Annotated in this window: 12 protein-coding genes; 7 read left to right on the forward strand and 5 right to left on the reverse strand. The window is 43.5% G+C overall.

Annotated elements, in window-relative coordinates; translation table 11 throughout:
• The first annotated feature begins 212 nt into the window (after positions 1-212).
• From FN961_RS00970 to FN961_RS00980, 3 genes are all read left to right on the forward strand, one after another.
• Complete coding sequence (locus FN961_RS00970) at positions 213-803, forward strand: RNA polymerase sigma factor (protein WP_229814588.1); 591 nt, start codon at positions 213-215, stop codon at positions 801-803.
• Positions 800-1870 carry a FecR family protein gene (locus FN961_RS00975; protein WP_143562679.1) on the forward strand — a complete coding sequence of 357 codons (1071 nt, stop codon included), beginning with the start codon at positions 800-802 and terminating at the stop codon, positions 1868-1870. The genes FN961_RS00970 and FN961_RS00975 overlap by 4 nt, the downstream gene beginning before the upstream one ends.
• A 232-nt stretch (positions 1871-2102) precedes the next feature.
• Positions 2103-4943, forward strand: coding sequence for a TonB-dependent receptor plug domain-containing protein (locus FN961_RS00980; protein ID WP_143562680.1), 2841 nt, complete (start codon positions 2103-2105; stop codon positions 4941-4943).
• An 82-nt stretch (positions 4944-5025) separates the two neighbouring features.
• Here FN961_RS00980 and FN961_RS00985 read toward each other — a convergent pair whose 3' ends face one another.
• Entirely contained in the window at positions 5026-6495 is a 1470-nt protein-coding gene (locus FN961_RS00985) for a DEAD/DEAH box helicase (RefSeq protein ID WP_143562681.1), read from the reverse strand.
• A 295-nt stretch (positions 6496-6790) separates the two neighbouring features.
• On the opposite strand from FN961_RS00985, the gene FN961_RS00990 reads away from it, so the two are divergent.
• Both FN961_RS00990 and FN961_RS00995 read left to right on the forward strand, forming a co-directional pair.
• On the forward strand, positions 6791-6994 hold the full coding sequence (locus tag FN961_RS00990; protein ID WP_143562682.1) for a DUF3565 domain-containing protein: 204 nt from the start codon (positions 6791-6793) through the stop codon (positions 6992-6994).
• A 148-nt stretch (positions 6995-7142) separates the two neighbouring features.
• Positions 7143-7490 carry a DUF3622 domain-containing protein gene (locus FN961_RS00995; protein ID WP_143562683.1) on the forward strand — a complete coding sequence of 116 codons (348 nt, stop codon included), beginning with the start codon at positions 7143-7145 and terminating at the stop codon, positions 7488-7490.
• Between the two features lie 571 nt (positions 7491-8061).
• On the opposite strand, the gene FN961_RS01000 is transcribed toward FN961_RS00995, so the two are convergent.
• Positions 8062-10062: a PKD domain-containing protein gene (locus tag FN961_RS01000; protein ID WP_143562684.1), complete on the reverse strand. Its 2001-nt coding sequence runs from the start codon at positions 10060-10062 to the stop codon at positions 8062-8064.
• A gap of 1181 nt (positions 10063-11243) precedes the next feature.
• Here FN961_RS01000 and cydD point away from each other — a divergent pair.
• Positions 11244-13052, forward strand: a complete 1809-nt coding sequence (gene cydD, locus FN961_RS01005; RefSeq protein WP_143562685.1) for a heme ABC transporter permease/ATP-binding protein CydD — start codon at positions 11244-11246, stop codon at positions 13050-13052.
• Positions 13049-14824: a heme ABC transporter ATP-binding protein/permease CydC gene (gene cydC, locus FN961_RS01010; protein ID WP_143562686.1), complete on the forward strand. Its 1776-nt coding sequence runs from the start codon at positions 13049-13051 to the stop codon at positions 14822-14824. The genes cydD and cydC overlap by 4 nt, the downstream gene beginning before the upstream one ends.
• A 139-nt stretch (positions 14825-14963) precedes the next feature.
• Here the strand turns inward: cydC and FN961_RS01015 are convergent, their stop codons facing one another.
• The 3 genes from FN961_RS01015 to FN961_RS01025 form a co-directional block, all read right to left on the reverse strand.
• Positions 14964-15140: a helix-turn-helix domain-containing protein gene (locus FN961_RS01015; RefSeq protein ID WP_143562687.1), complete on the reverse strand. Its 177-nt coding sequence runs from the start codon at positions 15138-15140 to the stop codon at positions 14964-14966.
• 122 nt (positions 15141-15262) lie between these two features.
• Positions 15263-18442, reverse strand: coding sequence for a bifunctional proline dehydrogenase/L-glutamate gamma-semialdehyde dehydrogenase PutA (gene putA, locus FN961_RS01020; protein ID WP_143562688.1), 3180 nt, complete (start codon positions 18440-18442; stop codon positions 15263-15265).
• A 323-nt stretch (positions 18443-18765) separates the two neighbouring features.
• Positions 18766-19341: a TIGR04211 family SH3 domain-containing protein gene (locus tag FN961_RS01025; protein ID WP_143562689.1), complete on the reverse strand. Its 576-nt coding sequence runs from the start codon at positions 19339-19341 to the stop codon at positions 18766-18768.
• Positions 19342-19551 lie beyond the last annotated feature (210 nt).

Genomic DNA, 19551 nt, shown 5'->3' on the forward strand with positions numbered 1-19551 from the left:
GTATTCGTTTTAGATTACATTTTTTAATAAAGCAGAGCGCCAGCTCTGCTTTTTTTTGGGCCAAAGAACAGGCTCGAATGCTGACCGGTCAGTTAAGTTCAATGAGCTAAATTAGCGGGATTTAATGAAATGTATGTTAAGTTATGGTTAAATTTATGGCTTAACTATGCTTCAAAGGTGCTTCTTTGGTGGTTGCTAAAAACAGATCAAATGTGTCAGACATATTTGTTAATTACTCGAATAAGCTCAAGCGAGTGATTAGTAAAATTGTTCAACCTGATGATATTGAAGATATTGTACAAGATACTTTTGTTCGCAGCTATGAAGCTGAGTTAAAGCAAGAGATCAAGTATGTCCGTAGTTATATGCTTAAAACAGCGAAGCATTTGGCGTTGAATCATGTGGCTAAATCCTCCCAAAAATACAACGATTCCATTGAAGAGTTTGCCGAGCCACCAATGGAACTTATCTCTGTCTCATTTGAGTCTGAATTTGAAAGCAAAGAGCGCTTTTTGTTTTTCTGCCGAGCAACTGACCAGCTATCTGGGCCCGTACGAAAATGTTTCATCTTAAAAAAGGTGTATGGTTTAAGCCAAAGCGAAATTGCAAAATACCTGAATATTAGTGAAAGCACCGTCGAAAAGCATGTCGCAAAGGGTTTACTTAAAAGCGTGCAGTATATGGAAGAAATGAGTGCTGTGAGCACTCAAAGTGGTACATCAGGTAATGTTGCAGCCTCAATGGAAAGATCACCAAGTATTGATGGCGATCAGTCCAATATAAAAGAGTTTATTAGCCGATGAGTACAATCAAACAATTTTACCGCAAAGAAGATATTCAAGAGCAAGCATCCTTGTGGGTAAGCCGAATTGATAGAGGCTTGTCTGAAGTTGAAATAGAGTCACTGTCTCAATGGGTTGCCCTGAGTGCAGCGCATCAAGAGGCCTTGTTTGATATGGCTTCATACTGGGATGATTTAAGTGTTCTTAATGAATTGAGTGTACTTTTCCCGCTTGAACAATCGAATGCGAAATCCAAATGGCGGATGCTTGCCATTGCTGCCAGTTTTATGGTGTTCTGTTTTATCGGCGGTCATTTGATTTTTAATAGTCAGTTTTCTCCGTTAATACAGGGAGAAACACAGGACTATGTGAAGACATTAACCACTCCAATAGGTCAGCAAACAACTTTTTCGATACCTGATGGCACGCGAATTCAATTAAATACAAACAGCGTCGTCGAGGTGAAATACTCATCTAACTACCGCCAACTTACCCTTGTTAGAGGCGAGGCTAAATTTGATGTGGCTAAAGATAAATTAAGGCCCTTTAGTGTCACCGTTGGTGAGCAGTCATTTACAGCATTAGGCACGGTTTTTAATGTGCAGAAAAACAGTGAACTTGAGATGGAGTTAGTGGTTACTCACGGCAGAGTGTTAGTGACTTCTGCAGATAAGAGTATCGAGCAAATCACGGCATCACTCAAAGAGGTGTCGGATAAAGCCTTACCGGGTCTATTGGTGTCGACCGGTGAAAAAGTGGTGATTATCGAAAATACCCACAAAGCCGTTGAAAAACTGCCCCTTGATAAATTGCAGCGGGACTTGGCTTGGCAACAAGGAATGTTGATTTTTGAAGGTGAGCCTTTGTCTGAGGCGTTAGCAGATGTGAGCCGCTACACCGCAATCCAATTTGATATTGTTGATCCACAGTTATCTGAATTAAAAGTCGCAGGTTATTTTAAAGCGGGAGATATCGACGGCTTATTGGCGTCCCTAAACAGTAATTTTAACATTGTGCATCGTAAAGATGCTGAAAATATTATTCATTTAACATCTAGCGATGTAAAAAATACCACCTCTATTGAATAGTTTATATTTATAAATCAATTGAATACTGAGGTTTTTACTTTTATTGTTGCTATTGGGATTGATTGTTTGTTGCTTATAGTTGGATTTTAATTTGCTTAATTGTTTAAAAATTAACAAAAGCCATAGAGGATTTTCCATTCTGAACTGTTTATTAATAGTGCGTGGGTGGCAAACGTTAGTTTGCCCGAAGCAAATCACGATATCGCAAACATGTAACTTGATACTTGTGTCTATGGTGTTGCTTTTTACACCGTTTGCTTTAGCCGATGGTTTGATTCGCTTTGATATTAATAAACAACGAGCTGATAAAGCCATTATTGAGTTTGCTAAGAGGACTAATCAAACGATTGTATTTTCATTTGATTTAACTAAAAACCATGAAGCAAATAAACTTAAAGGTTATTACTCAGTCACTTCCGGTTTAAAAAAATTATTAGACGGTACCGGGTTAATCGCTGTTGTTAATGTTTCTGGCCTATTGAGCATTCAAGCTGATGAACAGGATAGGACAAATACAACAATGAAGAAAACAACAATTGCAGCGCTAATTCCTCTGGTGATAGGGACGACAAGTCAGGTCGCACTCGCCGAAGAGACAGTACAAGCCGAGGATGAAATTGAATCAATTTCGGTGATCGGTAGTCGTGTTCCAGGTCGTAGTTCAAATGAGTTACCGGTTCCTGTGGATATTCTGACAGCGGAAGATTTGGCCAATACAGGTCAAACTGAAGTTGGACGCATGCTACAAGCTATTGCTCCTTCGTTTAACTTTTCAAGCTCGGCAATCAGTGATGGTACTGATGCATTACGTCCTGCAACACTGCGTGGTCTAGGTCCTGATCAAACCTTAGTATTGATTAATGGCAAACGACGTCACCAAGCGAGTCTTATCCACATTAATACATCGGTGGGCCGAGGTACGGCGGGGACCGACATGAATGCGATTCCTGCATCAGCAATCAAACGTATTGAAGTGTTGCGTGATGGCGCAGCGGCTCAATATGGTTCGGATGCTATCGCGGGTGTGATCAACATCGTGTTAAAGGATGCTGATGAGGGCGGTAAAATTGGTGTTTCTTACGGTGAATATTCAGAGGGTGATGGTGAAACCACCAATATTGATATCTCTAAAGGCTTTGCACTTGGCGACAGTGGCTTCTTAGATGCGACATTGAACCTTAGAGATCGCGGATCAACCAACAGAGCTGGATTGCATGGCTCTTGCCAATTTTCTGGATGTACCGATGCTGCCAATGGCGCTAAATTGGCGGGTGATCCTCGTGAGCTGACAGCAGATAGAAATACATTCCGAATTGGCGACGCTAAATCTGAGCAGATAGGGATAGTTGTTAATACCGGTTATGAGTTGGGTGAAGGCGAACTGTATGGTTTTATCACTTATTCAAATCGTGATAACGAATCAGCGGCTTTCTTCCGCCATAATAATAACAATGGTGGTAATGCGCCTTTGCAGGACGGTGATGCGACAATCCCTGCGGGGTTCCTGCCTAAAATAAACTCTAAAATCAGTGATGTGTCATATAACTTTGGTTACACCACTGAGTTTGATAACGATGCCTCATTAGATCTGTCGTACACTTATGGTCGTAATAAGATTGACTATACAACCAGCGACACGATTAACTCATCTTATGCTAACTCACTGCTTTACACCTCTACGATGACAGCAGATGAAATACGTTCTGCAGTGCCTCGTGAAGGGTTTGCTTATGGTTTAGAGCTTTCTTTGCAAACCATCAACCTTGATTACACTAAGCAGTATGATCTGTTTGGTTTGGCGATGGGTGCTGAAATAAGAACTGATGAATATCGTGTTATGCCAGGTGAAGAGTACTCATATCGTGATTATGATACCGAGTCTGGCGTGAGTTTGTACGCGACTGATCGCAGTGCCGGTACGCAAGGTTTTGGTGGAATAGGACCGATCTCTGCGGTTGATGAATCACGTGATGTGATGTCATTTTATGCCGAGTTAGAGGCTGATATTACTGAAGACCTGTTGGTTAGCGGTGCGGCACGTTACGATGATTATGAAGGCTTTGGTGACAGTACTAATTTTAAATTGGCGGCAAACTGGACAATTACAGATGGTATTTCATTGCGAAGTGCAGTGAGTACAGGCTTCCGCGCTCCATCGATGCAACAGCTGTATTTCAATAACATTAGTACGCAGTTTATTACCGACCCTGCTAATCCTACTGGTGATCAAATCGCGGTTCAGGTCGGTACTTTTAGAAATGACAGTGAGTTGGCAAAATCGGTCGGTATTCCTGAGCTTAAAGAGGAGGAGTCCACCAACTTCAGTGTTGGAGCTGTGTTCGATTTTGATTCTGGCATTAACCTGACTGTCGATTACTACGCAATCGATATCGATGATCGTATTGTGATCAGTAATAAGTTAGGTTTTGGTTTAAATGAAAACTTAGACAATGCGCTTAAAGCAGCAGGTGCTGGCGCAGGTCAGTTTTTCTTAAATGGTGCTGATACGGAAACGAGAGGCGTGGACATCATCGCGACTTGGAATACGGAAGTGTTAAGTGGTGATCTGAAATTAACCTTCGCAGCTAACTTCACTAAAACAGAAGTGACAGACATCTTCACTCCTCCAGGGAGTGCGCTTGATGGTATCCCACCGGAAGACATTTTTTCTGAGCAGGATATCTCTATCATTGAAGATTGGCAGCCAGAGAGCCGTGTTAATCTAAATGCTTTATACAAAGTGGGTGATTGGGACGTGAACTTAGGTTTTAATCGTTATGGTGAATACACTGTGACCGATGGCGATAGTCAAACCTATGGTGCAGAGATTTTGACCGATCTTAGGATTAATTATCACATGACCGATAACCTATCATTCAACATTGGCGGTAATAACATTTTTGATGTTTACCCTGATAAAAATGAAATAGGTAACTCGAGAACAGGGGTTATTGTTGACGCTGATGGCAATGAAATTGTTAACAGCCCAGGGGTATTTACCTATTCACGTCGTTCAGCACCCTTTGGATTTAATGGTGCGTATTTCTATGCCGGAGCTGAGTACAGTTTCTAGACTAGAAATATAGATTGTCGTCCATAAAAAAACCTAGCAATCGCTAGGTTTTTTTGTGGGTAAACACATCATTAAATGTGTATTACTTTCCCCAAATACTGCTATTTGATGTTGGCTTTGACGCTGGAGAGCTTGACGATGCTTGGCTCGAAGGTCTGCGTGAGCGGCTATGACTAGGGTTCTTGTCATTAGGCTGATGACCGCGTGCGGCTTCACCACTACGTTGTCCATCTTTGTGCTCAGTCTTAGCTTCAGTGTTTCTACGCGGGCGTCTGTTACTGTCAGCATCGCTGCGAGGTTGATTACGATCGCCACGAGACGGGCTATTACCATTACGGCCATTGCCTCTGCCATTAGCGTTGCGTGGACCACGGTTTTGACCATGCTTGCTAGTATCGAGATCATTCTCAGGTAAGATTTGAGTTGGCACAAAGCCCTCAATCTCTTTACGTGGAATGTTCTGTTTAATCAAACGCTCAATATCTCTAAGCAGTTTAGTTTCATCACTGCTAACAAGAGAGACTGCCTGGCCGTTAGCACCAGCACGGCCAGTACGGCCGATACGATGAACATAATCCTCAGGCACATTTGGCAGATCAAAGTTGACCACGTTTGGCAGTTGATCAATATCAATACCACGTGCTGCGATATCTGTTGCAACTAACACGCGAACTTCGCCACTCTTGAAGTTAGCTAGCGCTTTAGTACGTGCGCCTTGGCTCTTGTTGCCGTGGATAGCAGCCGCGGTAAGGCCACTTGCTTCTAAGTTCTTAGCGATGCGGTTAGCGCCATGTTTAGTGCGGCTAAAGACTAACACCTGCTTCCACTCATTTTGCTTGACCAGATGTATCAGTGCAGCAGTTTTCTGCTTCTGATCTACCGGGTAGATGTATTGCTCAACGGTTTTCGCTGTCGCATTACGTGGTGTTACCGATATTTCTACTGGGTTGTTAACCAAGCCTTTGGCTAAGTTACGGATATCATCAGAGAAGGTCGCAGAGAACATTAAATTCTGGCGCTTAGCTGGCAATACCTTAAGAATTTTCTTGATGTCATGAATAAAGCCCATATCTAACATACGATCGGCTTCATCGAGAATAAGGACTTCAAGTTGGCTGAAGTTGACGGCGCGCTGGTTATATAGGTCGAGTAAACGCCCTGGTGTAGCAACGAGTATGTCGACGCCTTTACCTAATTTTGAAATTTGTGGACCAATACCCACACCACCGAAGATGACGGCAGAGGTAAGCGGTAAAAACTTACCATAGGTTTCTACGCTTTCAGCTACTTGCGCTGCTAGCTCACGAGTCGGCGTTAATACCAATGCGCGAACTTGTTTAGACTGTGCTCGGTTGCCTTTACTCAACAACTCTAAAAGTGGCAGAGTAAAGCCTGCAGTTTTACCTGTACCTGTTTGAGCTGCGGCCATTACATCTTTGCCTTCCAGTACAGCCGGAATGGCCTGAGCTTGAATTGGCGAAGGCGTATCGTAACCTTTTTGGGCAACAGCTTTTAATATTGGGGCTGATAACCCCAGGGCGGTAAAACTCATAGATTGGTCTCTCGGTGCATAGAACAGCAGAATTAGGGTGCCAGTGACTCTGGCGGGCGTGTATCTTACAGGATACGAGTAAAAAGAGCTATTTATTAAGCATAAAGTCGGCCGGCTAACTTTATCGGTGGATTTTCATTTACCATGGTTGTGGTATGCAGCCCTGTTTACTCTCTATTGCGTGAAATTAAGTTAAATCATTTTGTTTAAACTCTGTACGTGTTACTCTCCCGCTTTGGCGTTCTGGATCTGGTTATCAACGCGGCGATATTTTCGTCATTGGTCTTTAAATGTTATGAAACAAGCCATTGCAAGCTACCTTAAAGATGATGATTATCAGTGGGTTGCTAAACTTACGTGCGGGCATAACCAGCATGTTAGGCATACGCCTCCTTGGGTCGTTAGGCCTTGGGTGATAACAGCAGAAGGCAGAGCGTCTATGCTTGGATATCTCCTTGATTGCAAAAAATGTGATCTCGGTGAGCCGAAAGACACTTAGTTATATCTGGTAATGCGCCAAGCCAACATTATTTACTTTTATCCCTTAGAACGATTAAACGTTAGGGGATAAAGATAGCAACAACTGTTTACTTAACGCTTACCGAGATAGGTTGGCGATGAGACTTTATCTGTAGGAAATACGTAACATGACACAAACTAAGAAATTCGACTTTCGCATCGTTCAGGACAAGGACGTATGGGCCGCTGAAATTACCCGTCGTATGACAGCGAGAAAGACGATCGTTTCGAAAAGAAAAACGGGCTTTGCAACAGAAGCTGAAGCAACAACTTGGGGTGAGAAAGAGCTTAAATCTTTCCTAGACAAGTTAGTAGAGCGTAACGAGCGTAAAGCTAAGCAACGCGAAGTACGCACTGAAGCGACTGCTGCTAAAGATCTTGCGGCTGATGTATGGCGTGAAGCTCGTGATATTGCCGATGGCGATAGCAAAGATTACTCTAATGAAGACGATTACGAGTCTGATGAAGCTAAGTAATTAGCCATTCAGTAACCTAGTTTATCGTTTATTATTAGTATAATAGAAGGCCGGTTGAGCAAACGCTTATCGGCCTTTTTTGTGTTTTGGAAACACAGAATAGTGAACTTGTGGGATAACAAGTTTCAAGTATCTTTTTGGTTGGGTTCATTGGGTTGGTTTGGTATTTAGTTTATTTGTTGAATACCATAGCTGAATTGGCGTTTATTGCTTGCAGCAGGCCTTATGTGTAAATACTTCTATGACACGGCGCCACTCTCTATTAACAGAAAGGGTCCCTATAGCCTCTACGACAGCTTCCCTGCTGTCGAAGGTCATAGCCGCATTCACACTAGATTGTTTATTTTTTTGATTGAAGGGATCTTGGTAACACTTGCTTTAGTTGCTGAAATTATTATGGATTATCTAGTTATTTAATGAATTGTTATTAGCACACTTGATTCATCATTACATAAAAAAATCCGATGACTTGTGGTCATCGGATTTTGATTTTTAGTGTAGTCATCAAGCGCTTCGTAAAAATGGATCGGCATTACGAAAAATACCGATGATTTTTATATCAACTACAAATTTATATTTTATTGCTATCCGTATTAAGGTATTGATTACATGTAATGTTAATCGATCTAAATGGACTCCAACCTATGCTGTTTTTGGCTCTGGCTTTAAGGCTTATATAGTTGGGACTGTAGCTGAAAGATTTGAAGAAGTTTGCATTTGATCCTGAGTAAATCCTTGAGCTTCCCATATAAACTTCATACAGGGTTGGTGAATTACTTGCGTTAACTGTACCGGAAAGCCACATTCCTCCCTCCTCTGGAAGTCGTTTCAAATCTAAATCCTCTCCTTCTGGAGAGATGGGGATATCACCACCGCTGAAACATTCAGCGTAAGCTGTGAAAGAGTTCACTACTGGCACCGATGTTGTCCCTGCTACAGTTACATTTCGATTAGTACTCGCACCATTACTGTGTCTGACAGATATTTGATAGGTACCTGCACTGGCATAATTATGATTCATCGTTTTACTGCTTGCCAAATTGCTAATGCCTGATGTGCTTCCATCGCCCCAGTAGACAGTGAAATCCTGATAGCCGGTATCAGCTGACTTAACACACGCTCTTAAGCTAACGGGCATAGTGACAGAGCTACTGGACACTGATGGTCGAATGATGGAGGAAAATGCTGAACTGTGTGGATTGACCAAGTCTGTAAAATACAGATCTGTACGGTAAATCTGCCAATATTGCTCATTGAAATATTTAACCTGTGCAATAACACCTGCGCGGAAATCAATATCCAATACACCAGCAGAAACGGTTTCATTACCGCCTATGTTGTCACCATTACCACACATATTACCGTAGTACCCAGAGAGTTTAATGGGCAGAGAAGGCTTGATACCGACTTTAGCCCAAATTAGCCCCCAATATACACGTCCCTTAATCGCCACTTCAGCCCAGGGTTCAATGGTTGCTGATGCCATCAATTGATATTGAATGTTATCCAGTTGCAGGGTGCCATTGTCGGCGAATGAGCTTGACACTTTTGCACAATTATTTTTATCACAGGCATACTCATAGTGACCGGCAATATTTAGTACTTTCTCTAATCCTACGTCTCCGCTGGCACTCAGTGTTAGGTTGCCGGTTCCTGCTCTAATGGGTAATTTAACATCATATTGAACAGGAACAACGCCAATCATAAACCATCCATTAGCAATTGTTGGTTCTGCAATATTCCAGGTATAACCGTTAAAAGTATGGGTTGCTTCACCGTGTATGTTGATGTCTCCGGTAATCGCATAATCAGCCCTAGCTTTAAGCTGCTTCATGCGAATTTTATAAGGGATACAAAAACTTCTCTTATATTTGTAATCTAAAGTAGCCTTACCATTTCCGGAAGTGGTTGCGTTAATTTCAACATCCACAAAAGCATTACCGCTACCGAAGCGTTTGGATTTATCAAACGATTCATTAAATGACTTGGACCAGTTTTTACTTTTGTGCGTCCAACCAAAACAGCCTTTCGCATCGAACTTCTCATCTCCAGCCTTAACGCCTTGAATATTTAGTGATTTATATTGCTCCAACTGAATATCCTGCCAGCCACGTTTCGCAACCAGCGCATTCATACCGCTGAGCGAATTTACACCTGCAGCATCTTTATCAACAACGATGACATCGAATTCATCATCCGCTGACTGAAGCTCTGACATACAAGGTTGTGCTGCTTTAACGCAGGGGACTGGGCTGCGATCAAATTCACCAATAATTTCATCCCTTTCATTAAGCGGTAAACCGGCATAAAGATAAGCACCATTTGCACCAGTAGCAGAATACAAAAAGTAAAAATCAGACTGTTGTGGTGTGCCATTTCCATCCGTATAGCTGATTTGTTTAAGCTCATATCCATTACCTGACATTAGGACAATAGTGTCGACGTCACTGCCTTTTGCTGGGCCATATAAGTCTGCTGCACTAGTATTAGCGAGAGCTATTGGTGAAGTAACAACAAGTCCCATTAGGCTAATTTGCCTAAATATTTTTTTAAAATTAATTTGTATATTCATATTAAAAGTTCATCCTTGGTTGGACTTAACAAAAAATATTTAACCCAGTAAGTTTTTTGCTTATAGCCAGTGTAAATTAACGTCTATAAATAGAGGTTATCCGGCAGGTGCTTTTTCAATAAAAATAAATTCTATATAAATCAACGATCCTATCTATTAGTTCAAATCGAAAATGTTGAACGCTAAATGTTATCGATACGAACGCTACGGAATACATTTGACCATAAGTACCTAAAGCATGTTTATACGTATGCACTTGATAAGTACACATCCAAAGATATTCTTTCTGGAATGATTAGAATAAATTTAGAAACATATAAACTTGGGTTGTGAAATTAACGCTCACCAATAACTTACATTTATTCCATGCAAAAAAAATAGTACAAAAGAGCCGTAAATAACAAAGTGGAAAGAACCGTATATAATTACTAGTACAATAGGGTTGGAGAGGGGGAAAGGGAAGGGTGATTTAATGGCAAGCTTGTGTAATAAATAATAGCACATATATAAATATGGATGTATATGCTCTTCTCTATACAATTAGGGAAAAGTAAGATTCAGTTATATTCATAATTGATTTGTTTTTGTATGCTTCAATACAATTGTTGAGTTGATTGCATTGTCTGTAAACTCATAAAAGGTCTTCGTGTTTGCTAAAGAGCCAATAAAGCTTTAATCGAAGAGACAAATAATCAAGTGTAACTCGCGGTTGCGAGCTTCGATTTCAAGGCGAAGTTTCACCCTGAAACTCTTTGAGCGGGAGGTAAGGATACTGCACTGGCCGTTTAACAAGGATGTTATTGGAAATCGCAGAGCGTATATGGGCATATCACTCTTTCTCAAAGAATGATTGCACGCTTCCTAATAGAGGCAATAGATAACAATTTAAGGTGCGACCTCAAATGATCAAACCCAATACCAGTCTCAGTCAAAAGCCAAACCTGAAAATGTAATCAGCTTTCATTTGAGGGCTAACCGTTTTTGAGGAACGCTAGACAGTTTCGCTTACGACTTGTTCCCTCTTTTATTGATCTAGCTCAATTTCTGTGAATCCCTTAACATTTACAAGCATGCTAGTTTATTACTTAAGCTATGCCTGCGATACTGGCCTCATTCACATTGTTTAAGATCTGCTTCTGCACTTATGGTGACGAGCATTTCTTTATTCTTGCAGGAACTGCATGGAAAAATCCCTAGAGAAAGTACTGACATCTTGGCTAAAACAGCAGAAAGGTGCCTGTGGTTTCTACCTTAATTTAACTGTTCTGTTTGGCTTATTGACTGGTCTTGCATTGGTTGTTCAAGCCTATTTTATTGCGACCATTTTGCATGGGGTGATTATTCTTGAACTGCCCAAGTCGGATTTTACTCAAGAGTTTCTCTCTCTCTTAGGTTTGATTGCGGTGCGCGCCTTATTGGCTTTTGCCAGAGAGCGGGCAAGCTTCGAGGCGGGTAAACGTCTGAGGACTCATATTCGCTCGGCCGTGCTTGATAAGGTCAACGAGCTTGGACCCGCTTTTGTTAAAGGCAAGCCTGTTGGCAGTTGGGCCAGTATCGTATTGGAACAGGTAGAAGATCTGCATGACTTTTATGCTCGCTATTTGCCGCAGGTATTACTGGCGGGCTTTATTCCGTTAACGATCTTAGTGGTTGTGTTTCCAATTAACTGGGCGGCTGGGATTATTTTGCTCGCAACAGCGCCTCTTATCCCTATGTTTATGGTGCTAGTAGGCATGGGCGCTGCGGATGCTAATCGCAAAAATTTCAGTGCCTTGGCTAAATTGAGTGGTCACTTTATGGATCGGTTAAAGGGCTTAAGTACCCTCAAACTATTTAACCGGGGCAATAGCGAAGTTAACGAAATTGAGTCGGCTTCGGAAGAGTTTAGAGAGCGAACCATGTCGGTGTTGCGCATGGCATTTTTGAGCTCTGCGGTGCTTGAGTTTTTTGCTGCAGTTTCGATTGCAGTATTGGCGGTCTATTTCGGATTCAGTTATCTAGACCATCTCAATTTTGGTCATTACGGCACTGAGCTAACCCTGTTTATCGGTTTGTTTGTGTTGATTTTGGCTCCAGAGTTTTATCAACCTTTGCGTGATATGGGGACGCATTACCATGCCAAAGCCCAAGCAATTGGTGCAGCTGAAGAGTTAATGGCATTACTCTATTACACACTTGATGATGGCGATATGGTGCAAACAAAGCTTAATGACGCCGATCTGGGGGATGTCTCTGCTGGGCTAGCCATCGAGGCAAAAGAGCTGACAGTAACGAGTTTAGATGGTGCGCGATTACTCGGCCCAATAAGCTTTACCCTTAATGCGGGTGAGCATTTAGCTATTGTGGGGCCTAGCGGTGCGGGGAAAACCAGCTTACTTAACGCTTTATTAGGATTCTTGCCTTATAAAGGCTCGCTAAAAGTGAACGGTGTAGAACTCGGTCAATTAGACAAAACGAGTTGGCGTCGACATTTGGCGTGGTTGGGTCAAGAGCCTCAACTGTTTCATGGCACTATTCGTGACAATGTGGCAATGGCGGAGCCATCAATGAGTGATGAGGTTGTCAGGCTGCATTTGGCCCAAGCTAAGGTGCTCGATTTTGTTGAGCAACAAAGCCAAGGTTTGGATTATAAAGTGGGTGATCAGGCGTCCACTCTCTCTGTTGGGCAAGCTCAGCGTATTGCTCTAGCACGTGCATTAGGTCAAAAGGCTCATCTATTTCTACTCGATGAACCTACAGCCAGTCTTGATAGCCACAGTGAACAAGCTGTGCAGCAAGCGCTGCGAGAGTCGATGGCAAGTGCGACTTGTCTGATGGTCACTCACAGATTAGATCAACTGCATCAGATGGATAATATCTTGGTGCTTGATAACGGAATTATCGCTGAGCAGGGCAGTTTTGAGCAGTTAGATAGGAGAGAGGGGTTGTTTAAGCAGATGCAGCAAGAGGCGGTAGATCACGTCACTAGTCTAGATGAGGTGAAATCATGAAAGTGCTGCTTCCCTTTATAAAGTTGTTTAAACATCAGTGGTTGATGATGTTTACCGGCCTGCTGTTAAGTGTGATAACCCTGATGGCTGGCATTGGCTTACTGTCTCTTTCCGGTTGGTTTCTATCTGCGGCAGCGGTGGCGGGATTATCGGCAACAACGGCGATGACGTTTAACTATTTTACGCCGGCTGGAGGCGTTCGTTTTCTCTCGATTGCGCGAACAGCGAGTCGATATGGTGAGCGCTTAGCAACCCATGAAGCGACATTTAAACTGCTGACGCAGCTTAGAACTTGGGCGTGGCGCAAGCTGTTACCACTGAGTGCTAAAAACTTACAGGGCTTAAGGCAAGGTGATCTGCTCAACAGGTTGGTTGCTGATATCGATACCTTAGATCATCTGTATCTTAGGCTGTTAACGCCGATGGCGGCTTCGCTTATCATGCTTGGCGCTTTGTATCTATTTGTGGCTTGGTTTGATGCTGATCTTGCCCTATTGCTGTGTGGCACTCTGTTGGCAGTGTGGATATTGCTGCCGCTGTTCTTCTATTACATGGGCAAAAGGCCGGGCGTTGAGATGCTTGAAAACAAGCGTCAGCTGCGAGTGCAGTTACTTGAGTTTGTTCAAGGGCAAGCTGAGATAAGCCTGTTTGGAGCAACGGATAGGTTTAGGGCTGAGCTGAGGGCGACAGAAGGCGCGTTGTTTGCCAGTCAATCTGCCATGGCCAACGTCACAGCCTTGAGTCAGGCGATGTTAGTCCTATGTCATGGTGGGGCAGTGATATTGGTATTTTATGTGGCAGCATCGGGAGTCGGCGAGCATGTGCCACCTGGGCCGATACTCGCGACGATGGTGTTTATGACCATGGCTTGTATCGAGATGTTGATGCCGATTGCGGGGGCATTCCAGCACCTTTCATCCTGTGTAACGGCGGCAACTCGAGTCAATGAACTGGTGGAGCAGGAACCGGGTATCGTCTTCACACAAGACAGCACACTTAAGATTTATCATGGTGATCTTAGGGTCGATAATCTCTCGTTTAGTTATGATGACAAACATTCAGTATTGAATCGCTTGAATCTGTCCATAAAAGCCGGCGATAAGGTCGCGTTACTTGGACAAACGGGTTGTGGTAAGTCGAGTTTACTCGCTTTACTTACTCGCGAATGGGAGCCTCAAGACGGTAAGATCTTTATCGATGGCAACCCGTTAAATAGCTATAGCGAGGCCTCTCTCAGAGAAGGGATCACCTTAGTGAGTCAGCGTATTTATCTGTTTAGCGGCACTTTGCGTAGCAATTTAATATTGGCTCAACCTGACACAGAACCGCAGTCCACAAGAGCATTGCGACGAGAAGCGCAAGTGGTGAATGACGCGATCTTAATCGATGTGCTTAATAAAGTTGGTTTAACAACCTTAACTCAGGGAGAGGCGCCGCTTGATGCTTGGATTGGCGAGGGGGGAAGGCAGTTATCTGGTGGTGAGCAACGACGCATTGGTGTCGCCAGAGCCTTATTGCGAGATGCGCCAATCCTGTTGCTGGATGAGCCAACAGAGGGATTAGATAAGCGCACAGAGCGTGAAATATTAGCCTTGTTGTTTGAGTTTGCTAAAAACAAAACGGTATTAATGATTAGCCATAGATTAACGGCGATGGAACAGATGGATTGCATTCATCTTATGGAAGAGGGGAGCATTGTTGCGTCCGGAGGTCATGCTGAACTCATCGGGAGTAATCAATATTACGCAAGCTTATACAGGCAGCTGGTTTAATAGAGTGGACTAATGGCTTAAAAATGTTATCGATGAGAATTTAGATTGGATGACATTGCGCTGTTAGGTATAGCTATAGGTTCAGGATGTGAATTTAAGGGGGGAAGAGCTTTCCTCCCTTATATCAATTTCAACATGATTAACCGAGGCGCTTCGCAAAATCAAGGTAGCGCATAACCTCCTCTCTATTGAACCGAAAATCACTTTCATCACCTATATTGGTCAACAGGCTTTCTCTCGCATAGCGCTTGATAGTGGCTTCTGGCTTACCCAAAATCTCACAAACCTCATCTAGCCCTAAGATATCATCACTCATTTTACTCTCCAATTTAGCGGCAGAACTTAAAGATAGTTCAAGTATAGTCATTGTGAGTTTTATGCAGAGAAAAAAAACCAGGCACATGGGCCTGGTTTTTGATGTTGGATTAAAGAGGAAACTTAATCGTCACTATCACCCAGTGAAAGGAGGGTTGCATTGCCTCCGATCGCAGTAATGTTGTTAGTACGCGTCTTCTCTGTCACAAAGCGTGTCAGGTAGTGTGGACCACCCGCTTTAGGGCCTGTGCCAGATAAGCCTTGTCCGCCAAACGGTTGTACGCCTACCACAGCACCAATCTGATTACGATTGATGTAGGCATTGCCGACATTAACCTTACTCGCGATTTGAAGAGCATGACCTTCATTACGGCTGTGTATGCCTAAGGTTAGACCGAATCCTGTTGAGTTGATCTCATCGATCACCTTGTTTAGATTGGCTGCTTTATAACGAATAATGTGCAGAATTGGCCCAAAATGTTCTTTTTCAAGCACCTTGATTGAATCAATCTCTATCGCAGCCGGTGCAACAAAATAACCGTTTTGCGTACCTGCGGGCAAAGAGAGTTGCTTAAGAAGAGTACCGACCTGTGTGATGTGGTTGATATGCGCATTAAGGTTGGCTTGGGCGGCTGCATCAATGACAGGCCCTACGTCGGTTTTAACAAAGCTTGGATCGCCAATAATCAGCTCTTCCATCGCCCCTTGCAGTACATCAAGTACACGATCGGCAATATCTTCTTGAAGGTAAAGTACCCGTAGAGCTGAACAACGTTGACCGGCGCTAGTGAACGAGGATGAGATCACATCGTTAACCACTTGCTCCGGCTGTGACGTCGAATCGACGACCATGGCATTTTGGCCACCCGTTTCAGCAATAAGCGGAATAATCGCGCCTTCACGGTTTGCCAATGTACGGTTAATTAGTTTAGCTGTGCCAGTAGACCCGGTGAAACACACGCCGCCGATACGTTCATCAGAAGTAATCGCTGCGCCAACGGTTGCACCAGTACCCGGTAGGAACTGTAGCACCTCTTTTGGAATACCCGCTTGATGTGCAAGTTGAACTGCGCGGAAACCGACTATCGAGGTTTGCTCAGCAGGTTTTGCAACAACAGTATTACCAGCTGCGAGCGCGGCAGCGACTTGACCAATAAAAATGGCTAATGGGAAGTTCCAAGGACTGATACACACAAAGATGCCACGACCTTGAAGAAACAACTCGTTGAGTTCACCCGTCGGGCCCGGAAGCAGCTCAGGGTGTGCCATCATCTTCTTAGCTTGCACTGCATAGTAGCGACAGAAATCAACAGCCTCACGGACTTCATCAATCCCGTCTTGAATGCTCTTACCGGCTTCGCGTGTACACAGTACGATAAGTTCTTCACGGTTTTCTTCAAGAAGATCAGCTAGCTTTTGCAGCGCAGTAGCACGGACTTCAACAGGGGTGTTACACCAGCTGTTAAATGCTGATTGTGCACCTGAAATTGCCTGTTCTATGGCTTGGTTGTTAGCGAAAGTGAGTTTGCCGACAAACTTAGTGGTGTCGAATGGGCTGACAATCTCATTCATTTGACCACTTAAGAGCTCACCATTCACCAGTGGACCTGCATTCCAAGTGGTGTCTTTAAACTTTTCGAGTGCAGCAAAAAATGGCGTAGATTCAGAGATGATGTTCATGTTGAGGCCTTTGGAGTTTTTACGTTCGTCACCGAATATATCAGCAGGCAGTACGATTTTACTGTTAGCCAGAGTCTTGTATTTCTTGATGGTCACTAGTGGATGGATAACAAGTGATTCAATCGGTGTCTTAGGATCCACAAGCTTATGAACAAATGACGTGTTTGCGCCGTTCTCAAGTAGGCGACGTACCAAATAAGGCAGTAGATCTTTATGAGGACCAACAGGAGCATAGATACGCACAGTGCTAACGCCACCTTCTGCTAGCAAGGTGTCATACAGTTCTTCACCCATGCCATGCAGGCGCTGGAATTCGTAGAGCCGATCGCCAGACATATCAGCAATGGAGGCAACGGTTTGTGCATTGTGGCTGGCAAACTGCGGATAGATAGCCCCGCGGGTGGCGTCACTTAGCAAGTAGCGGGCACAGGCTAGGTACGAGATGTCTGTACTTGCTTTACGAGTAAATAGCGGATAACCGCCTTCACCGTTTTCTTGTCCCCATTTCAGCTCGCTATCCCAATAGGCGCCTTTCACCAAGCGGACTGGGATCTCATCGCCTTGATCTTTAGCAAGGCGAGTTAGCCAACATAAGACCGGCAGAGCGCGTTTAGAGTATGCCTGAACAACAATCCCCAATAGACCCCAGCCTTTGGCTGCATCTGAGTTAAATAACTTCTGGAATAATTTAAGCGATAGCTCAAGTCTATCCATCTCTTCGGCGTCGATAGAGATCCCCACTTTAACGCTACGAGCCTGCTTAATAAGCTTTATAAGCGTATCGTACAGCTCTGTGAGGGTTCTGCTTTCATTGGCGACTTCATAGCGAGGATGAAGGGCTGAGAGCTTAATAGAGATGGTTGGGCGAGGTGACTGTGTTTCATCATAGCCCTGCTCGCCTAGAGAGGCGATAGCGCTTGAGTAATCCTCGAAATATTTGTGTGCATCTTTCTTTGTGAGTGCTGCCTCACCTAACATGTCATAACTGTGGGTGTACCCCAGCTTACGTTTATCGACACTATTTTTTAGCGCTTCTTTGACTGTACGGCCAAGGACGAATTGTTTACCCATGATCTTCATGGCTGCCAGCATCGCTTGGCGAATGACAGGCTCACCGACGCGATTGACGAGCTTGTTAAGCAAGTTGCTTGGCTTACCGTCAATGCTTCGGTCTAGCTTAACTATTTTACCTGTGAGCATAAGGCCCCAGGTGGAAGCATTGACCAAAATTGAGTTACTTTTACTTAAATGAGCATCCCATTTTGCGCCTGAGAATTTATCTTCAATTAGGGCATCAGCCGTGGCGGCATCAGGAATACGCAATAACGCTTCAGCAAGACACATCAGGATAATCCCTTCCGTTGTCTCTAAGCTGTATTGTTGCAAGAAGGCATCAATACCGACCGTTAGGCCTTTTTTATCGTATTGTCGAACCTTACTGACTAAATCATGGGCGCGTTGAGTGACGCGAGAGATTTCATCATCACTTGCTGGAACAAGCTTGATTAGTTCAGACAAATATTGCTCTTCATCGACAATATAATTTTTGGTGATAGCTTCGAAAAGCTTATCTAGATTAGCTGAGTCATAACGACCCGTCAGCACTTCACTTGCTTTGAACATAGTGACCACTTCCACCTGTAGCTATATAGGTACAGTTTGCTTGAAGAAATATCTTAGTTAGTACGTTTAAAATGCGCGTTAACTAAGAGCAATAAGATGCAATGTTATTTTTTTGTATACAATATAGCATCCGTAATTCGGATTATACGATCAAAATGTGACGAGCGACACTATTGCGAGTCTGAATGTGATGTTTGCGAGTACTGGTCGGGGCAGAGTGTGATCAGGGTCTGTTTTTTAAGGGGCGGTGAAGGGGGCATTTACACGAAGGCCCACATATAAAATGCAGGCCTTTTTGTTGTGTCTGAATGAAGCGAGTTTTTCTACCAGCGATTTTTTTGTTTACGTCTTGGTCGTGGTAAATACACTAAGATAACACCTATCAATAAACCAATTGCAGCAATGATGCCGCCCTCTTGCCACATCTGAAAACGCTCATTTTTCTGGATGTTAGCAAGCTTGCTAGTGGCTCTGTCACGTTCCTGACTGGCTTGTGCAAGTGATTTCTCTGCTTGAGCCAATAACGACTTAATTCGCTGGAGATCTTGCATACTGGTGTCGCTTGATGCGGCCACTTGTTCCAACTCAGCCTTGGTTTTTGTCAATTCGGCTTGCACTTCCGGCAATAGATTGCGGAAGCTTTTCTGAGCACTGAGCATCTTAGTCTCAACCCAGCCTTCACGACCTTTGTGATCGACTATTTTAGTGTAGTTACCTTGTGTTTCACCTAACGCAGAGATCTCTTGTCCAGCTTCTATGCTGCCAAGGATACGGAATTGCGTACCAGGACCGCCATGAAGAAAGAGAAAAACGTCATCAGAGATATAACGGGTTTGGCCAGCAGCCAAAAGGCTTGGGGAGAGTAATATCAGTCCCACTAGAGCAAGGATTCTTAACACTATAAATACTCATCAAAATAATATAGCCACATGCTAGGGATTTGCTGAGCTTTTTGCAAGACTTAGTAGCAATAGTTAGCTGCAAGAGTTCTGTTAGTTGATGGGTGAAGCTTAAATTATGTTGAAATTGGGTGGGAGGTAAGGAGGAAGTTATGGAAGTAACCAATAACCTTGAATTTCATTTCAGTTTATGAGGCATTAAAAAGGGAA

The sequence above is a fragment of the Shewanella hanedai genome, assembly GCF_007197645.1.
GTDB lineage: Bacteria > Pseudomonadota > Gammaproteobacteria > Enterobacterales > Shewanellaceae > Shewanella > Shewanella hanedai.

What these genes read in the sequence shown, in the direction of transcription:
- FN961_RS00975 (WP_143562679.1), top strand. Translation starts at nt 800, where the DNA reads ATGAGTACAATCAAACAATTTTACCGCAAAGAAGATATTCAAGAGCAA.
- FN961_RS00980 (WP_143562680.1), top strand. Translation starts at nt 2,103, where the DNA reads ATGGTGTTGCTTTTTACACCGTTTGCTTTAGCCGATGGTTTGATTCGC.
- FN961_RS00985 (WP_143562681.1), bottom strand. Translation starts at nt 6,495, where the DNA reads ATGAGTTTTACCGCCCTGGGGTTATCAGCCCCAATATTAAAAGCTGTT.
- FN961_RS00990 (WP_143562682.1), top strand. Translation starts at nt 6,791, where the DNA reads ATGAAACAAGCCATTGCAAGCTACCTTAAAGATGATGATTATCAGTGG.
- FN961_RS00995 (WP_143562683.1), top strand. Translation starts at nt 7,143, where the DNA reads ATGACACAAACTAAGAAATTCGACTTTCGCATCGTTCAGGACAAGGAC.
- FN961_RS01000 (WP_143562684.1), bottom strand. Translation starts at nt 10,062, where the DNA reads ATGAATATACAAATTAATTTTAAAAAAATATTTAGGCAAATTAGCCTA.
- cydD (WP_143562685.1), top strand. Translation starts at nt 11,244, where the DNA reads ATGGAAAAATCCCTAGAGAAAGTACTGACATCTTGGCTAAAACAGCAG.
- cydC (WP_143562686.1), top strand. Translation starts at nt 13,049, where the DNA reads ATGAAAGTGCTGCTTCCCTTTATAAAGTTGTTTAAACATCAGTGGTTG.
- FN961_RS01015 (WP_143562687.1), bottom strand. Translation starts at nt 15,140, where the DNA reads ATGAGTGATGATATCTTAGGGCTAGATGAGGTTTGTGAGATTTTGGGT.
- putA (WP_143562688.1), bottom strand. Translation starts at nt 18,442, where the DNA reads ATGTTCAAAGCAAGTGAAGTGCTGACGGGTCGTTATGACTCAGCTAAT.